This is a genomic window from Algibacter amylolyticus, from assembly GCF_014202225.1.
Classification (GTDB): domain Bacteria; phylum Bacteroidota; class Bacteroidia; order Flavobacteriales; family Flavobacteriaceae; genus Algibacter_B; species Algibacter_B amylolyticus.
Window position 1 is genome coordinate 66,604 of sequence record NZ_JACHGE010000003.1, and the last position, 18,066, is coordinate 84,669.

The following is an 18,066-nucleotide window of genomic DNA, read 5'->3' on the forward strand; positions in this document are numbered from 1 at the left end:
CTTAGCTGTTTATATTATGGTAATTCTAAATTCAAATTTTTAAGAATAAGCGTAGCTTTTTCATGTTCATCTTTATGCACATAAATTTGCTTTAGTAAACTATTGGACATTCCAAAAATAGGTAACAAGCCAGAATCGGTTTGTTCCTTAACCACAGGGATTATATCCTGTTTTTCCAGTTCCAGAATAATTTTTTGAACCTCCATTAATTCACCGGTAAAAATCTTAATATAATTTGAATCTGTCATAGCTTATGGTGTTTCAAAGTGTTTAAATTTTTGGGTATAACAATACATCATTGCGCATAGTCAACGTTAAAAATATAGCCAATAGATTATGGCTTTGTACTGTAGTTTAAAAATGTAATGAAATGACTAATCTAGCTCTAATTCCGAAATTGAATTTGAACTTTCAATAATAGGTTTTGCTCTTTCAAGTTCGTCTTTATGCACGTGGATTTCTTGCAAACCTTGAATGGACGATCCAAAACCTGCTAATCTTCCAGATTCAGATTCATCTTTAATAATGGCGCAAATATTTACTTCTTCAAGTAATTTAAACATGCGTTGTACTTCAATAAAATTCCCAGAAAATACTTTTATGTAGTTCGACATATCTTAAAGGTTAAAAGGTTACCTCTTAAAGATACAATATTTTTAACGCAAAAACCTGTTAATTAAATAATAATTAACAGGTTTTTTTAATAATAATTAGTTGTTATATTTAGTTATGTAGCCACAAACAAGCGGCTAAATTATCTTAATTCTGCACCTAACTGATTTTCAAAATTACTTTGTAATTTTTTCATAATCTTATCAATTTGCTTGTCGTTAAGCGTTTTGTTTTCATCTTGTAGCGTGAAACTAACGGCGTAACTCTTTTTGCCTTTAGGTAAGTTTTTACCTTGGTAAACATCAAATAAGTTAACAGCTGTAAGCAATTGCTTTTCGGTTTGCTTAGCTATTTTATAAATAGACTCAAAAGTAACACTGTCGTCTAGCAGTAATGCGAAATCACGACGTACTCCAGGATATTTAGAAATGGCCTTAAACTTAATCTTGTTATGCTTAACTAAATCTAAAATGCTATCCCATTTAAAATCGGCATAAATAACTTCTTGCCCTATATCAAAATGCTTTAAAATAGGTTTTTTAATTAAACCAAATTCTACCAATACATTTTTACCAAGACCAAACGTTAAACCTTCGGTAAATAAATCACTTTTAATAGGCGATTCGTTAAACCTAGAAATGCCTAAACGTTCTAAAATAGCAATTATATAACCTTTCATTAAAAAGAAATCGCTCTTTTTACTTGTATCTGTCCAGTTTTCTGAGTTTTTATCTCCTGTTATAAAGGCTGATAAATGTTTGTATTCCTCACGCTTATCATTATAACCATGGTAGGTTTTCCCGAATTCGAACAATTTTAAATCGCCACGTCTTCTATTAATGTTAAACGAAACCGCTTCCAACCCAGAAAACAATAAAGATTGTCTCATTACAGACAAGTCGTTACTTAAAGGATTTAGTATGGTAATATTGTGTTCTTCCTTTAATTGCTCGCTTAAAGCCGCGTAATTTGGTGTGGTAAGCGAGTTGGAAAGAATTTCAAAAAAGCCTTGCGATGCTAATTGGTTTCCAACAATATTCTGAATTTTATAATCTTCAAAACGCGACGTTGTAGAAATAGAGGCGTTAAGTTTTTCGGTAGTTTTAATATTATTATACCCGTAAACTCTTAAAATTTCTTCAATAACATCGGCTTCTCTTTCAACATCGTTTCTATACGCCGGAACCGTTAATCCTAAACCAGCTTCGGTAACATTATTTACCTTAATGTCTAACGAGCTTAATATTTGTTTTATGGTTTCTTTTGGTATTTCTTCTCCAATTAATTTTTCGGTATTTTCAAAGCTTAAACGCACTTCAAAATCCTTAATTTTTTTAGGGTAGAAATCTAAAATATCGCTAGTAATTTCACCTCCAGCTATTTCTTGAATAAGTAATGCGGCACGTTTTAAAGCGTATTCGCACGTATTTGGGTCTATACCACGCTCAAATCTAAAAGAAGCATCGGTATTTAAGCCATGACGTTTAGCAGATTTTCTAATACTTACAGGATTAAAATAAGCACTTTCTAAGAAAATATTTGTGGTATGCTCGGTAACTCCAGAATCTAAACCTCCAAAAACACCAGCAATACACATAGGTTTATCGCCATTACAGATCATTAAATCATCTTCGTGTAATTCGCGTTCAACACCATCTAAAGTCACAAATTTAGTGCCTGCAGGCAAGGTTTTAACCTCTATTTTGTTTCCAGAAATTTTTGCAGCATCAAAAGCATGTAACGGTTGCCCTAAATCATGTAACACATAATTAGTAGCATCTACAATATTATTTAAAGGTGTTAAACCAATAGCTTTTAAGCGGTGTTGTAACCAAGCAGGAGATTCGGCTACTTTAATGCCAGAAATAGAAACCCCACAATAACGTGGTGCTAATTCTTTATCCACCACTTCGATATCCATTTTTAGGGTGCGGTTCTCTACATGAAACGCACTAATGGAAGGTGTAATTAATTCTAGGTTAATATCTTTTTGCACCAATCCCGCTTTTAAATCGCGAGCCGTTCCTAAATGGCTCATGGCATCGGCGCGGTTAGGCGTTAATCCAATTTCGAAAACTTGGTCGTTTTCAATATCAAAAAGATCGGCAACTAAGGTTCCCACTTTAATATCGTTATCTAAAACTAGAATACCGTCATGCGATTTTCCTAGGCCTAATTCATCTTCAGCGCAAATCATACCGTGGCTTTCTTCGCCACGAATTTTACCTTTTTTAATGGTCCACGATTCGCCTTCTTCGGTATATAAAACCGTACCTATTGTAGCAACAGGTACTTTTTGTCCTGCATCTACATTAGGTGCACCACATACAATTTGTAAAGGCGCATCTGCACCAACATCAACTGTGGTAATTTTTAGTTTGTCGGCATTTGGGTGTTTTACACAAGTTAAAACCTCGCCAACAACAACACCTTCTAATCCTCCTTTTACGGATTGATAGGTTTCAATACCTTCAACTTCAAGTCCTAAATCTGTAAGTAGTTCGCTAGTTTGTTCTGGTGTCCAATCTGTTTTTAAAAATTGTTTTAACCAGTTGTATGAAATCTTCATAAATCAATGTCCTATTTAAGCGTGCAAAGATAAAATATTGAAGTCAGCATTCAAACAAAGGATGGCATTTTGTTAATATGTTAATTTGGGGTTGGTTTTGTTGCGGTTTGGGGATGGTAAACAACTGAAATTGTTCCATTAAGAATGATAACCAATAGATGCAAGTGGATAAAGTTGTAATTGATTGTTTATTGATTTTTTTAGGTGCTATTTGGAGTGTTGAAATAGAGAAGTTTTGATTATAGTTGTTTTGTGAGGAAAATTTGAAGCTAGCAAATAAATTAACTCACATTGGTTAAGCACGAAATAGTAATTTTTTATATACGGTGTCGTATGTCGTTTTATTTTAAAATATCAAATAGGTAATATGAAGGTGTTATTGCTGCTAATTTGCCGCCTGTGTTATCGCTATATGTTCCGTGCATTACTCCAAGAAAGATTGTTTTTTTTCCTCCATGAAACATGCTTCTTTTAACAGAGTAGTAAACTCCAGAACCACTACAGCCTTGTATACTAGGAATGTTTAAATAAAAAAAAGTCGATTTTTTTTTATTATCACCTCTACGTTGAGTCAATAAACCACTACAGATTTTTGAGTTAAAAGAAAGTGAGGAAAAATGAGTTAAATCTAAATCTATCACGGGGTAACCGAAAAATGTAATGTCAGAATCTCTTGAAGGTAAGTTTTTGCCATTATTAATTTGACTAGAAGGGAAGGAATTGTTTTCAATTCTATTTTTTAAGAACTTTTCATTTGGTATTTTTAATTCAAGTATTGCCATATCTGCTTCTTTATGAAAGACCCAATTTATACCTGAAGTTGCTGATATTCTTTTTAAATCAACTTTATAAGGTTTGTCATTTTCAATTCTAAAAATAATTTGACTTAAAGAGTCCATAGGTTTCGCAACGTGAGCTGCTGTTACTAAATAGAATTTAGCATTATGTTCAATAATTGAACAAGTTCCTGTGCTTGCAGTTGAAGCCGTTTTTTGTTTATAAAGCAAAGCACTCATATCAGATATTTCTATCTCATCCCATTGAGTCTTTTTTTCTTGTCCTTCAATAATATTTATTTGGAAAATTAGAATAATTAAAATAATATTTTTTTTCATGGTTATTTATTCTGACTAATGACAATTTTTAAATCCTCTAAAATTTAAGTTTATTTAGTGTCTTGATTAAATATTATGAGGGAATGACACATAATATTTTTACGGATATCAAACCGTTTTTATATTTTCCATTCAACAATAAACAAATTTAGTTGAAAATGATTATAAGCTAGAGATTTTTATTATATGTTTTGAAAGACTTTTCAACAATCTATAACTCCTCCAACATCAGGTTAAAATCGTACTGTAAATCTTCGTGTAGTTTAGCTATACTTTTTTTAGCTAGAAGTATTTGGCGGTTGTACATGTTTTGTAGTTGTGTGCTTCGTTTTATGCTGGGTTTAAAGTCTTTAAGTTTTTGGCAGAAATAGAGTAGGAGTTCTACTTCGGTTTCCTTTTTTTGGGAGTAGCGAATAAACTTTTTAACGTTACGGAGTATTTTACGAGCACTTTTTCTAATATAGAAATAGCTGTTGGTATTAATAAGGTCGAATTCCTCGTCTATATAGTCTTTAACGGTTTGTATGTAGCCACTTTCGTTGTGCGACTCGAAGAGTAAATAGGTAAGGAGCTCTTTGTTTTCTTTTTTAAATCGGGCTAAACGCAAGCATAGTTCTTGGGTTTCTTTGTGTGAAAGTGTATTGAGTTCTTTCTTTATTTCTGGTAATGGTACAGCTTTCATTTATAAAAGTCGATTTATTATGGCTTAAGTGGTTTGTATGTTAAATACCAATAATGTGATATGTTTAAGAGACCTACGAGGTTTTTAAAACCTTGTAGGTCTTTTTCCCTGATGTTATAAATATAAAAAAAGGATTGTAAGTACAATGGTTTGCGGGTGTTAAATAAATAATTGTTGTGTACTTAAGTTAGCGGATAACTGCGCTAGGGATAGCATTGGAAAGCCCACAGCCCGACGTAGGAGGTGCGAGGACTTGTAAAGTATAGCCCGACCCCTGTGGTAGCGCCCCAATTATTTTTAATAACGTGTTACCTAAGTTTAGGGAAATCGCTTGGGTTTAGCTCGTGCATAACGCTGTAAATAGCTTCGTAGATATCTTCTGCTGATGGTTTTGAGAAGTAATCGCCATCGTTACCATAAGCTGGCCTGTGTGACTTGGCTGTAATGGTTTTTGGCGAACTGTCCAGATATTGAAATGCGTTTTGCTCGTTTAGAATTTTATCTAAAATATAGGCCGATGCGCCTCCAGGAACATCTTCGTCTATAATAACCACGCGATTTGTTTTTGCGATACTTTTTACGATGTCGTGGTTTAAATCGAAAGGCATTAGGGATTGCACATCGATAACTTCGGCATCGATACCTATAGCCAATAAATCTTTTGCTGTTTGCTCTACAATACGTAATGTGGAACCGTAGGATACTAGGGTGATATCTGTACCTTCTTTTACGGTTTCGACAACGCCAATAGGGGTTTTAAGTGTGCCTAAGTTGTTTGGCATTTTTTCTTTAAGTCTGTAGCCATTTAAACATTCTACCACAATAGCAGGATCGTCGCCTAGCAATAGGGTGTTGTAAAAACCGGCTGCTTTAGTCATGTTTCTAGGCACCAATAAATTGACTCCTTTTACTAAACTAAGTATACCGCCCATTTGCGAACCAGAATGCCAGATACCTTCTAGACGGTGCCCGCGGGTTCTTATTATTAACGGCGCTTTTTGCTTGCCTTTTGTACGGTAATGTACGGTGGCTAAATCGTCGCTAATTATTTGTAGGGCGTATAAAATGTAATCGAGGTATTGAATTTCGGCTATTGGACGTAAGCCACGTAGCGCCATACCTATACCTTGACCTATAATGGTGGCTTCCCGAATTCCAGAATCGGCTACTCGAAGTTCGCCGTATTTTTCTTGTAAGCCTTCTAATCCTTGGTTTACATCGCCAATGTTACCGGTATCTTCTCCAAAAACTAAAGCTTCGGGATGGCTACCAAAAATGGCGTCGAAATTATCGCGAAGAATAATTCTGCCATCTACTTGTTCGGCATCGTCGTTATATGTGGCTTTAATTTCTTTTATGCGCGTGTTTCTACCTTGCGTTTCGGAATATAAATGCGAACTGAATTTAGGTTGTACTTGCTCGAAAATAGAATCTATCCAATTACGAAGCGTTTTCTTTTCTGGAAACGTTTCTTCTACGGTAAAGCGTAATGCTTTACGAGCATGCGATAAGATGTCTTTTCGTGTTGGCTCGTTAATATTTGCTAGACTTTCTTTTAGTTTAGTTATAAATACGCCGTTAACACTATTTGCTGCAACTTGTTTTAATATTGAAAGTAATTCTTGTTGTTCCTTTTTTATGGGTCTTAAAAAGGTGTTCCACGCGTTCTTTTTGGCTTCTCGAACATCTCGTTTTGCTGCTCTTTCAATTTCTACAAGCACCTCGTTTGTAGCGATACCGCTTTCTAGAATCCATTCGCGGAATTTAACATTACAATCGTTTTTTGCTTCCCACTCTAAGCGTTCGGCATTTTTGTAACGCTCATGAGAACCCGAAGTGGAATGCCCTTGCGGTTGTGTTAATTCCTGTACGTGTATTAAAACAGGTACATGCTCTTCTCTAGCTATGGCAGATGCTTCTTGATAGGTTTCTATTAAGTTGGCATAATCCCAACCTTTTACACGAAGTATTTCGTAGCCATTGCTATCTTTATCTCTTTGGAATCCTTTTAGAATTTCCGAAATGTTTTCTTTGGTGGTTTGGTATTTGGCATGTACAGATATACCGTAATCATCGTCCCAAACACTAATTACCATAGGCACTTGTAAAACGCCTGCAGCATTTATGGTTTCGAAAAATAAACCTTCACTTGTACTTGCGTTACCAATGGTTCCCCAAGCGACTTCGTTTCCGTTTTCAGAAAATTTTGAGGCGTCTATGCCTTTAACATGTCTGAATATTTTTGAAGCTTGTGCTAATCCTAATAAACGCGGCATTTGCCCTGCAGTAGGAGAGATGTCGGCACTAGAATTATATTGTTTTGTTAAGTCTTTCCAGCTACCGTTATTATTAAGACTGTGGGTAACAAAGTGTCCACCCATTTGGCGGCCAGCAGACATAGGTTCTAGCTCGATATTAGTATTGGCGTATAAACCTGCAAAAAATTGCTCTGGTGTTAACTCGCCAATAGCCATCATAAAGGTTTGATCTCTATAATAACCAGAACGCCAATCGCCTTTTTGAAACGCCTTAGCCATGGCAAGTTGCGGTATTTCTTTACCATCGCCAAAAATACCAAATTTAGCTTTTCCTGTTAAAACCTCCCTTCGGCCAACTAAACTGCATTCGCGACTAATCATAGCAGTGCGATAGTCGTTTATTACTTCTGCTTTAAAATCATCGAAAGATAAATTGTTTTCCAAGTTGGTTGCGGGTTGCATAGGTTCATGCTTTTTAGTTTTGCGAAAGTAGTCAAAATAGACCTTTTTTGCAATTAATTGCCTTGTTAAAATAATGATAAATTTTTAAAGATGTAATGCTTAATTACTTTTGTATTGCTAATTATTGATTAATAAAAGCATTTTATTGATTATTCAATAATTAAAACGATTTAAAACCATCGTCTTCTAAACAGGCCAAGTAAGGCTTGTGGATCTGCTGTAAACTTAATACGTATTTTTTGATCGTAGCGTGGTTGACCCATTTCCCAACCTAAATTTGAATAAACTGGTAGGTAAACCTCAAAGTAATCGGTAACTAAATTAATACGAATACCAGAGTCGTAAACAAACTTAGCGGAGTTGAATTTGTTTTTAACCAAGCCTATATCGCCATAAGCAAGAATATAGTTCCAGAGTGTCGTACTAGCATTTAACGTTGTTATCCATTGATTAGCGAATGGAGTTTCTAGTTTAGATTTAAATCCACCTTCGGCTTCGATGTATTGCTGACTAAAAATACCAGTATCTTCAGAACGTCCTAAATAGTTGTAATCAAAAAGATAATCGGTTGGACGATCTAATGCAAAACTGAAATAATTAGAGCTTAAATTGCTATTGTTTGAAAGGAATGCGCCTGCAAATGCTCTAATATTTAATTGTCGGTTGCTTTCAAAAAGGCGTCTAAACTCATAATTGAAAGATACTTTACTGAATTTATCTGCAACTTGAAAATCGGTATTCCACTTACTAAAATTAATAAGGTTGTCATTTGAATGCACGTACCTAATATTAAAAACACTGTAGTTAGGCTCGTTGGAAGCATCAGGATTAGTTAAATCTTGATCTCTGTGAATGTTAACGTGCCTCAAGCTTAAAGCGCGACGTTTATTAGATCTAAAATCACTGTTTTCTCTAAAAAGAAACTGTACGGATGGGGTAATTTGCCTAACAAATAAATCTTCTCCAAATGAACTGTATCCTGTAGCGATACCGTAATGTATGGTATATAAATTTTTGTTTTGAATATAATGGGTTTTAAAAACAGAAGCTGCACCAGTTAACGATCTAGATTTAAAAGAATATCGAGGTGCAATTTTGTAATTAAATAGTTTTCTTAAAACGGTTTTGTTATAAATTTTAGCACCGGCGGTAAAACCATCATAAATATTGTTGTACTCTACAATAGGCATAAAAAATACTTGATTGTAATACGGGTCTTCAATATCTTGAAATAACCTAAACTGTAAAGGTTTATTGTTAAAAAAGAAGCCTTTTAAAGATTTCCAGTTGTCTCTTAAATTAAACTCCGGTATAGTATTGTCGTAGTTTAAAACCATTTTATTGGCTTCTTCTCTTGGTATGGTAATGGTTTTGCTACCTTTTATGTTTTCTACCCATCGTTTAGAAATTATGCTATCGTTATACAAGCTATATAATGAGATAGGCATACTGTTATTACCTTTGTTTTTAATGGTTAAGGTAATAGAATCTTCGGTCTTTTTTAATTTACTAATTTTGAAATCTATTTTTTTTCTGCTATTTACATAGTCATCAAAAAACCAATTGATGTCTTTTTTGGTTTTCGATTTTATATAAGTTTCAAAATCCTTTACTGTGGTTTGTTTAAGTTTATTTTCTTTAACAAAAGTTTCAATACTATGCTCTACAATATCTTGATTTACAAAATCGTCTAGATATTTAAGTCCTACACCAGCTTTGTATTTATTGGCTATATTTTTGTTGAATTTTAATAAGGAATCTTTTGCCATGGTTAATGGTTGGTCTCGATTTGTTCTAGCCATTAGCATATACGATAACACGTATTTATCGTTAAAACTCATATCGGAAGCATGAAACGATCTTACGCCCCAAAAATTAGCAATACTACCCAGAAATTTCATGTTAGGGTAGTGTCTTTCCACATAATTCATTAGATAATAAATTTGAATACCATCAATTAACCATTGTTCCTTTCTTGGATTTAATAGTAAGGTGTTTTCTAAATAATTATGTAATGCGATTTTTAAATATTTTAACTCGTATTGAAAATGATTAGGATATGTTTTTATAAAACTAGGCAGAAAATTTAAGCCGTAAATGGGATCTTTGTCATAATCAATTTGAGAAAGTAAAAGTTTTTTATGAGGATATTGTCCGAAGATTTCAAACAGAAATGTTTTTACTTTTTCGTTGATTAAAACCTTTTCTACAATATCAACTTCCTCGTCGTGAATGTTGGAAATTATAGATAATTCGCCGTCCTGTAACGTTTTAAAATCTGAACCTTTAGTTAAAAACAATCTGTTGTTGTTTCTGTTAGATCCTTCTAGGTTAATGATTTGTTTTTTAGGTAGTTGCTGTGTGTTACTTATATCTAAATCTGAAGTTAATGCGTAGCCATTAGGATACTCAATTTCTAGATTAACATCTGAAATTGGTATGTACAAATCGTCTAAGTTTTTATTACTGTAGTATTGCCATTCTCCATTAAAAACAGCTGGAGTAATATACCAATATCTTAGATTGATATCGCCAGTATCGGTTATACCATAATCGGTAAATTTAGCATTTGGGATTTTTACTAAGTATTCTAAATTTAAGTTGTAGGTACCATTTGGTTTTAGAGGTTCTTTAAGAGCAACCTTAAGAATGTCAATTTGATTTTTAAGCTGTTTAAACTCTACATCTTCGCCATTTTGTTTCATTGAAGTAATAACAGAGAAGCCTCGATCTTCATTTTTAGCAAGATGAAAATTGTTGTTATACTCGTCTGCAATACGAATAGCTAACGGTGTTTTTTTTGTTGAATAACTATTGTTCCAATCGTTAAGGTAGATGGTGTCTAATTCGACATTGGTGGTGTTTTTATATTGAATGGACTGCGATATTTTTATTTGTTTGTTTTCTATATCGAAAATAGCCTTAACATCCGTTTTGTTTTGAGCAAAACCGCTAAGAGAGAAACACAGTAAAATAAAACAATTAAAAAATCTAATTTTCAAATTTATAAAACATTTTAGGTTAATAGATTTATATATGGCGCTGCAAGATAGCAAAAATAGGATGGCTTAAAACTTGACATGTTAGTTAATTTATACGTTGTATATAGCGTAACACCGTAGTAAGCCAATACCTAATTTTTTTAGAAATTTGGACTGTAGCCAGACTCTTTATAAAAACTATCTAGAATAGTAATAACCTCATCAGCAGAATCTACAACGTGAATAAGGTCTAAATCTTTTGCGCTTATGTTTCCAAAACCGTCAAGTAAGGTCTTTTTTACCCAATCCATAAGGCCTTCCCAGAAATCTGTTCCAACTAGAATGATAGGGAATTTTTCACTTTTATTAGTTTGAATAAGAGTTATGGCTTCAAAAAGTTCATCTAAAGTACCAAAACCACCAGGCATAACTACAAAACCTTGCGAGTATTTAACGAACATAACTTTTCTAACAAAAAAGTAATCGAAATCTAAACTTTTATCGCTGTCTATATACGGATTGTCATGCTGCTCGAAAGGTAGATCGATATTTAAGCCAACAGATGTTCCGCCACCTAAATGTGCACCTTTATTTCCAGCTTCCATAATACCAGGACCACCACCGGTAATAACGCCGTAACCAGCTTCAACTATTTTTGTAGCTACATTTTCAGCTAGTTTATAGTATTTGTTATCAGGCTTTGTTCTAGCAGAACCGAAAATAGAAACACAAGGTCCTATTTTACTCATTTTTTCGAATCCGTTAACAAATTCGCCCATTATTTTAAAAATGGCCCAAGAATCGTTAGTTTTTATTTCATTCCAACCTTTGTGATGTTTTTCTTTTCTCATAGTATGTTTTTTATTTCCGCGAAAGCGAAAATTTTATTGTTTTTATCATTTTTGCCCAAACTCAGGCTCGCTAATTTAATTCTTTTTTAAGGAACTTAGCCGTGTAACTTTTTTTGTGTTTTATAATGTCTTCTGGTGCGCCTTCAACTACTACTTGTCCGCCGCCTTTACCGCCTTCGTAACCAATATCTATAATATGATCTACGGTTTTAATAACATCTAGATTGTGCTCTATAATAAGTACGGTATTGCCTTTATCGGCCAGCTTATTAAGTACAATCATTAAAACTCTAATGTCTTCAAAATGTAAACCTGTTGTTGGTTCGTCTAGAATATAAAATGTGTTTCCGGTGTCGCGTTTTGAGAGTTCGGTTGCTAATTTAATACGCTGCGCTTCGCCACCAGAAAGGGTTGTACTTTGTTGCCCCAGCGTGATGTAGCCTAAACCAACATCTTTAATGGTTTTTAGCTTTTTGTGTATTTTAGGAATATGCTCGAAGAATTCTACAGCTTCGTTCATGGTCATGTTTAAGACATCGCTAATGTTTTTGCCTTTGTAGCGAATCTCTAATGTTTCGCGGTTAAAACGTTTACCTTGGCAAGTTTCGCATTCTACATAAACATCGGGAAGGAAATTCATTTCGATAACACGTAGACCACCACCTTGACAGGTTTCGCAACGACCTCCTTTAACATTAAAACTAAAACGACCTGCTTTGTAGCCTCTTATCATGGCTTCGGGAATTTTAGCAAATAAGGCTCTAATTTCTCCAAAAGTACCCGTGTATGTTGCAGGATTACTTCGTGGTGTTCTACCTATAGGTGATTGGTTAATATCGATAACCTTATCTATATGCTCTAAACCTTTTATGCTTTTGTAAGGCATAGGTTTTTTTACGCCATTAAAATAATAAGCGTTTAAAATAGGGTAAAGAGTTTCGTTAATTAATGTGGATTTTCCGCTACCAGAAACACCCGTAATACCAATCATTTTACCTAATGGCAGTTTTACCGATACATTTTTTAAGTTATTACCCGTACAGCCTTTAAGTTCTATAAAGTTACCATTGCCTTTACGGCGTTTTTTAGGAATTTCAATTTCTTTTTTACCGTTTAAATAATCGGCTGTTAAGGTGTTATGCGTTTTAAGTTCGTCTGGTGTGCCAATGCTAATAATTTCGCCACCGTACTTTCCTGCTTTTGGGCCAATATCAATAACGTAATCGGCACGCTCAATCATGTCTTTATCATGCTCTACAACAATAACCGAGTTTCCTATATCTCGAAGCGAAACAAGGGAGTTTATTAGTTTTTCGTTATCGCGCTGATGCAAACCAATACTAGGTTCGTCTAAAATGTAAAGCACACCAACAAGCTGCGATCCTATTTGTGTGGCCAAACGAATACGTTGTGCCTCGCCACCCGATAAGGATTTTGAGCTACGATTTAAGGATAAATAGTCTAAGCCAACATCGAGTAAAAACTGAATTCTAGATTTTATTTCTTTAATAACCTCTTCGCCAATTTTTAACTGTTTTTCTGAAAGGGTTTCGTTTAACGTACTAAACCAATCAGCAAGCTCCACCATATCGGTATTAGCAAGTTGGGCAATATTTTTGTTGTTTATTTTAAAGTAAAGCGATTCTTTTTTTAATCGGGAACCTTCGCAAACAGGACATTCTACCTTGTCCATGTAATCTTTAGCCCAACGTTTTAAGGTTCTAGATTCGGCTGTGTTGTATTGGTTTTCAATAAAATTAGCAACGCCTTCAAAGTCTATATTGTAATTACGAGTTACACCAAGTGTTTTACTTTCAACTGAAAACTTATCATTTCCGCCATAAAGAATAATATGTTTAGCTTCTTTAGGAATATCTTTATAAGCATCGGTTAATTTAAAATCGAAACGTTGTGCAATGGTTTCTAATTGCTTAAAAATCCAACTGTTTTTTTGCGGGCCATGAGGCGCTAAGGCTCCAGCTTTAATCGATAATGAATCGTCTGGAATAATTTTAGCCTCGTTAATTTGATACAAAGTACCAATACCGTTACAGTTTGAACAAGCGCCTTTAGGGGAATTGAACGAAAAATTATTTGGTTCTGGGTTAGGATAGGAGATTCCTGAAGTAGGACACATTAAACTTCTACTAAAATAGCGTGTTTCGTTGGTGTCTTGATCGATAACTAAAAGCACATCTTCACCATGATACATGGCTGTGTTAATGGTTTCGGTAAGGCGTTTATCGTTATCCACGCTATCGTTAATTACCAGTCTGTCTATTACAATTTCGATATCGTGATTCTTGTAACGGTCTAATTTCATCCCTTTTACAATATCCCGAATCTCGCCATCGGTTCTTACTTTTACAAAGCCTTGTTTGGCTATTTGCTCGAATAATTCGCGATAATGCCCTTTTCTAGAACGCACTACAGGCGATAGTACGTTTATACGTTTACCATTAAAGTCTTTTTTTATAAGCTCTTTAATTTGCTCGTCGCTATAGCTTACCATTTTTTTGCCTGTATTATAGCTGTAGGCATCACTAGCACGTGCAAAAAGTAGTCTCATAAAATCGTAAATCTCTGTGATGGTTCCTACTGTGGAACGAGGCGATTTACTAGTTGTTTTTTGTTCGATGGCAATTACAGGAGAAAGCCCATCAATTTTGTCGACATCCGGACGTTCTAAACCGCCTAGAAACTGTCTGGCGTATGCAGAGAATGTTTCGATGTAACGACGCTGTCCTTCGGCATAAATGGTATCGAAGGCCAGTGAAGATTTTCCACTTCCAGATAAGCCTGTAATAACTACAAGCTTTTCGCGTGGTATGGATACATCAATATTTTTAAGATTGTGTACGCGTGCTCCTTTAACTTCGATAAAATCTGTGAATTCACTCATAAAATGGCAAAGTTGCGAAGTTACACTTTTTGCGATTAAAAAAGAAGTAGGGTTAAGCTGTTGTTTTGTTAAATTCTATTTAAAATGTTTGGGTGTAATAAAGCATGAGAATTATTTGATAGCCATCTTTAAATTCAAAACTTTAAGAAAAGGAGTAATGTTTAAATATTCGATATTTCTATCGATATTTTCACATCTTCCCACAGTTTGTTTTCATGATATTCTCCACAAATAGCATTGAAAACATTATAGGCGTTTTCCCAGTTAAATACATTTAAATCGGGTATGGTTCCATCAAGTATAATTTTGTTAGTTTCTAGAGAAACATTTAGTACCACCTGTTGCGATATACCGTTCATGTTAAAAGTTACCCAAGCATTTTCGTTGTTGTAACTATCAACTGTACCAGAAATTTGAGCAGTGAAAGCATTGAAAAAGCTAGCTACATTTTGTGTGCGTTCAGGCTCATTTCCAACATTAACAGAGCTTGCATCAATAACCACATTGGCACCGTTTAAAAGATCTATAAGGTTTTCAGCAGTACTATTTAGATTGTAGCTTATTACCGTGTTAAAAGTTCCGCTAACACCAGCTCTATTGTCGAAATCGGGATATTTATAAGCTGTCCACGTTACCTTAATAGGATTGCCTTGTGGTGTTTCAGATTGTAAAATGTCTAAAAATGTTTTAAAACTATTTTTTTCATCTTCTGTTAATTGCTCTTGATCTGCAGGAGGCATTACGATATTGGTAGTCGCATTAATGCGCTCTAACATTTGCGAAATATTCGATTTAGATTTTTCATAAGAGTCATAACGGTTAGCACCTTCGGTATGATACAAATGACAAGAAATACATTTATTGTCTATAACAGATTTTAATGTAGTCTCATAATAAACCTTAGCTTCGGCATCATTAGACGGATATAATTCATCTGCATGATTACTGGTACAGCTTGTAAATAAGCACAATTGAACTATTGCAATTAAAAATACTATTCTATTATAACGCATTTTACTAAAGCTATTTCGTTAAACATATCATCATAACCACTAAAAACACCTTTAATTTTAACGCTCATGCCTTTTGTTAAGTTTTGTTGAGCATCATTATTTTTGATTTCGCATTTTATACCATCATTCAAAATTAAAATTGAAGTATTTGTACTTTCTTCAATAAGACTAATTTTTCCTGAAACTGTAATAATTTTATCAAAAAGAGGTGTGCTGGCATTGGCATCCTGATTAAATTTTTCAATAAGTTGAATTGCTGAAAAGGAATAATCTGAGTTAGATGATAAAACATCTTGCTGTGGTTTGTTGTATTGATATGTAGCATAGCAAATTACAGCTATTATAACAACACTTATGGTGATAATGGCGCGTTTCATCTTTCTAATTATTTGTAAGTAGCATCTATAATAACCTCAATTTCCGGGGCGATTTTATCTTTTACTAAAGCAGGAACTTCTATGTTATAAGCTTCTAAATTAATTGGGAATTTAGATTTTAAGGTTACCGTTTTGTCCTCATTAACTATAATTTCTGCAATAGTATTTAAAGGTTTTGTAACACCATGGAAAATCATTTGACCTTTAATTTCAACGTTTGCGTATGTTTTAGCTTTTGTTAAATCAATATCCTCATTAAAAGTACCTTTAAACTTGGCAGCAGGATATTTTTCAGAATCCACATATTTTTCATTAAAATGTTCTTCCATTAATGCTTTTTCAAATTTAAAAGATTTTAGAAGTACATTAAAAGCAACCGTTTTTTTAGGTAGCAATAATATGCTTGCAACTTGATTGTTTTCGGCATAAATATTTTCTACCGGAGTTTCAGAAAAAAATGAAGCCTTTGCAGTTCTGGTAATTAGTTTGTCTTGAGCAAAAATGACGTTAAAAGCTAGTAATAAAATTAGGGAGGGAAAATGTTTCATATTAATTTTTAATGTTTATTTTTTTTTGAAATTGAAAATTCACGTAATAGGCTAAATCCAAAATTAATTTCTCTATTAAAGAAATCGCCACTTTGGTTAATGGCAAATTTACCGGGATGTAAAGCAAAAGCGTTTGTAAAGTAAAGCTGAAAAACATGACCTCCGGTTTCTATATCGAAACCAACAGAAAGTGTGTTTTTATTTAACTCGTAGGCATCAAAAGTGTCTAGAGTATCAAAATATTCAATATTTATAGATGTAGAACCCGAAATTAAATAGCGACCACCAATACCAATGGATACTATTGAATTAGGATCGTTTACGGTTTCTGTTAAGTTTCTGTGAATCCAAGTTGGTGAAAGTTGTACCGAGAGTTTTTCGGAAATTTTTCTACTTATTAAAATTTGATTAACATAATCCAATCTGCCATTAAAGTTTTTATTGCGCGCTTCAGGAAAATATGTTCTAGATTTAATATCTAAACCGCCATAATAACTAAGTGAAAACGGAAACGCATTTTCGCCATAAATTTGTCGTAGTAAGCTTAGTTTAACAGAAGAGGAATAGGTTTTGTCGGGTTTGTTAGATCTTGCTAAACCCAATTGAATAAAGTCGCTAAGACCATATTCAAAGCTAATATTCATATTGTTGATATTGTCTAAGCCAAAAAAATTATCAATACCTTTTATTTTACCGAAAACGTGAGAAATTCTAAAATGTAACTGGTTTGCCTTTACACGCTCGGTAGATTGCCCTAGCATTAACCGTGTTGATTTAAAAGTAGCAATAACTTCTTTATTTTCTTTGATAGTAATGTCGTCTAAATCATCAAACAAGGAGTCCATGTCATCGTCCTGAGGTTTTGTTTGAGAAAATAAATAGAAAGGAATTAAAAAAAGAATAAATAAGGGTGCTTTTAATTGCATGCTGGGAAAAAATTAGTGGCAAATATAATAAATGTAAGTATACGTTGTCTGACTGTTTTTATTAATAAAAGCGTTGGGTTTTTGTTAGCTTCTTATAATTTAATTTGAAGTTTTTATATTGTCAATCTCCAAACCAAAAAACAAAAACTTATGAAATGTTGGTAGTTGTGCCCCGGTTTCGGTGGTAGTCCAATCGCTCCATGAAGCCTCTAAACCCTCTATTGGTAGTATGGAAACCCACATTTTAAAGGCTGTTGGTTTATAATTTTCATCTAGAATCCATAGGTAAGAATCTCCTGGTGTTGAGCCACCTGAGTTATAGGTTATAAGCAGTGCGTCGTTTTTTGAATCTGTTTTTACAAGTTGACGTTGTACTCCAGCATCGAAAACTTTATATGGTCCAACTAGCCAAAAAGAATCATTATTAAAGTAGCTTACAGCCTGTTCAATGAGGGCTTTGTTACTATCACTTTGGCTTAGTGTATTATCTATGTAAACTTCACTTTTTGAGGTGTCATTTAAATTTAAAACAACCTTGTTGTTTTTCCAATATACATTACAGATATTGTTTGCCTTATCCCATTCGTAATGGTGTCTTTTTTTAAAGGTCCATTCAATATTATTTGTGTTTTTATAGGCTTCATAATCCAAGGCATCTAGCATTTTATTAGCTAAAGCATCGGCTTGTTCTCCGTGAATACCTACCGGCAAATCTTCGTTATATTTTATGTACATGTACCCAAAAAGTAGAAGGGTAGGGAGCGTGAAAA

14 protein-coding genes are annotated in these 18,066 nt (G+C 33.9%); all 14 read right to left on the minus strand.

Annotation, left to right across the window (positions count from 1 at the left end; all coding sequences use genetic code 11):
- Nucleotides 1-14 precede the first annotated feature (14 nt).
- Complete coding sequence (locus tag HNQ90_RS07985) at nt 15-248, minus strand: DUF2007 domain-containing protein (RefSeq protein ID WP_144116046.1); 234 nt, start codon at nt 246-248, stop codon at nt 15-17.
- 126 nt (nt 249-374) lie between these two features.
- Nucleotides 375-614 (minus strand): putative signal transducing protein, encoded by a 240-nt coding sequence (locus tag HNQ90_RS07990; protein ID WP_144116045.1) that lies wholly within the window; start codon nt 612-614, stop codon nt 375-377.
- A 140-nt stretch (nt 615-754) separates the two neighbouring features.
- Nucleotides 755-3,181 carry a phenylalanine--tRNA ligase subunit beta gene (pheT, locus tag HNQ90_RS07995; protein ID WP_144116044.1) on the minus strand — a complete coding sequence of 809 codons (2,427 nt, stop codon included), beginning with the start codon at nt 3,179-3,181 and terminating at the stop codon, nt 755-757.
- A gap of 341 nt (nt 3,182-3,522) precedes the next feature.
- Nucleotides 3,523-4,296 (minus strand): trypsin-like peptidase domain-containing protein, encoded by a 774-nt coding sequence (locus tag HNQ90_RS08000; RefSeq protein ID WP_144116043.1) that lies wholly within the window; start codon nt 4,294-4,296, stop codon nt 3,523-3,525.
- A 211-nt stretch (nt 4,297-4,507) separates the two neighbouring features.
- Nucleotides 4,508-4,978, minus strand: coding sequence for a hypothetical protein (locus HNQ90_RS08005; RefSeq protein ID WP_144116042.1), 471 nt, complete (start codon nt 4,976-4,978; stop codon nt 4,508-4,510).
- Nucleotides 4,979-5,286: 308 nt separating this feature from the next.
- On the minus strand, nt 5,287-7,698 hold the full coding sequence (locus tag HNQ90_RS08010; RefSeq protein ID WP_144116041.1) for an alpha-ketoacid dehydrogenase subunit alpha/beta: 2,412 nt from the start codon (nt 7,696-7,698) through the stop codon (nt 5,287-5,289).
- 170 nt (nt 7,699-7,868) lie between these two features.
- Nucleotides 7,869-10,700 (minus strand): gluzincin family metallopeptidase, encoded by a 2,832-nt coding sequence (locus HNQ90_RS08015; protein WP_144116040.1) that lies wholly within the window; start codon nt 10,698-10,700, stop codon nt 7,869-7,871.
- A gap of 140 nt (nt 10,701-10,840) precedes the next feature.
- Nucleotides 10,841-11,530 (minus strand): LOG family protein, encoded by a 690-nt coding sequence (locus tag HNQ90_RS08020; RefSeq protein WP_144116039.1) that lies wholly within the window; start codon nt 11,528-11,530, stop codon nt 10,841-10,843.
- Nucleotides 11,531-11,600: 70 nt separating this feature from the next.
- Nucleotides 11,601-14,432 carry an excinuclease ABC subunit UvrA gene (gene uvrA, locus HNQ90_RS08025; RefSeq protein ID WP_144116038.1) on the minus strand — a complete coding sequence of 944 codons (2,832 nt, stop codon included), beginning with the start codon at nt 14,430-14,432 and terminating at the stop codon, nt 11,601-11,603.
- Nucleotides 14,433-14,593: 161 nt separating this feature from the next.
- Nucleotides 14,594-15,445, minus strand: coding sequence for a YceI family protein (locus tag HNQ90_RS08030; RefSeq protein WP_144116037.1), 852 nt, complete (start codon nt 15,443-15,445; stop codon nt 14,594-14,596).
- Entirely contained in the window at nt 15,427-15,822 is a 396-nt protein-coding gene (locus HNQ90_RS08035) for an OB-fold protein (protein WP_144116036.1), read from the minus strand. The genes HNQ90_RS08030 and HNQ90_RS08035 overlap by 19 nt, the downstream gene beginning before the upstream one ends.
- Before the next feature lie 8 nt (nt 15,823-15,830).
- Entirely contained in the window at nt 15,831-16,370 is a 540-nt protein-coding gene (locus HNQ90_RS08040; RefSeq protein WP_144116035.1) for a YceI family protein, read from the minus strand.
- 8 nt (nt 16,371-16,378) lie between these two features.
- A complete protein-coding gene (locus HNQ90_RS08045) occupies nt 16,379-17,296 on the minus strand; it encodes a DUF5777 family beta-barrel protein (RefSeq protein ID WP_144116034.1) in 918 nt (305 codons plus the stop codon).
- 99 nt (nt 17,297-17,395) lie between these two features.
- On the minus strand, nt 17,396-18,031 hold the full coding sequence (locus HNQ90_RS08050) for a hypothetical protein (protein WP_338081403.1): 636 nt from the start codon (nt 18,029-18,031) through the stop codon (nt 17,396-17,398).
- Nucleotides 18,032-18,066: the final 35 nt, after the last annotated feature.

Bases quoted from the DNA above. Each gene is read 5' to 3' on its own strand.
- pheT (WP_144116044.1), bottom strand. From the start codon at position 3,181: ATGAAGATTTCATACAACTGGTTAAAACAATTTTTAAAAACAGATTGG.
- HNQ90_RS07990 (WP_144116045.1), bottom strand. From the start codon at position 614: ATGTCGAACTACATAAAAGTATTTTCTGGGAATTTTATTGAAGTACAA.
- HNQ90_RS08005 (WP_144116042.1), bottom strand. From the start codon at position 4,978: ATGAAAGCTGTACCATTACCAGAAATAAAGAAAGAACTCAATACACTT.
- HNQ90_RS08040 (WP_144116035.1), bottom strand. From the start codon at position 16,370: ATGAAACATTTTCCCTCCCTAATTTTATTACTAGCTTTTAACGTCATT.
- HNQ90_RS08010 (WP_144116041.1), bottom strand. From the start codon at position 7,698: ATGCAACCCGCAACCAACTTGGAAAACAATTTATCTTTCGATGATTTT.
- uvrA (WP_144116038.1), bottom strand. From the start codon at position 14,432: ATGAGTGAATTCACAGATTTTATCGAAGTTAAAGGAGCACGCGTACAC.
- HNQ90_RS07985 (WP_144116046.1), bottom strand. From the start codon at position 248: ATGACAGATTCAAATTATATTAAGATTTTTACCGGTGAATTAATGGAG.
- HNQ90_RS08000 (WP_144116043.1), bottom strand. From the start codon at position 4,296: ATGAAAAAAAATATTATTTTAATTATTCTAATTTTCCAAATAAATATT.
- HNQ90_RS08050 (WP_338081403.1), bottom strand. From the start codon at position 18,031: ATGTACATAAAATATAACGAAGATTTGCCGGTAGGTATTCACGGAGAA.
- HNQ90_RS08045 (WP_144116034.1), bottom strand. From the start codon at position 17,296: ATGCAATTAAAAGCACCCTTATTTATTCTTTTTTTAATTCCTTTCTAT.
- HNQ90_RS08020 (WP_144116039.1), bottom strand. From the start codon at position 11,530: ATGAGAAAAGAAAAACATCACAAAGGTTGGAATGAAATAAAAACTAAC.
- HNQ90_RS08030 (WP_144116037.1), bottom strand. From the start codon at position 15,445: ATGCGTTATAATAGAATAGTATTTTTAATTGCAATAGTTCAATTGTGC.
- HNQ90_RS08035 (WP_144116036.1), bottom strand. From the start codon at position 15,822: ATGAAACGCGCCATTATCACCATAAGTGTTGTTATAATAGCTGTAATT.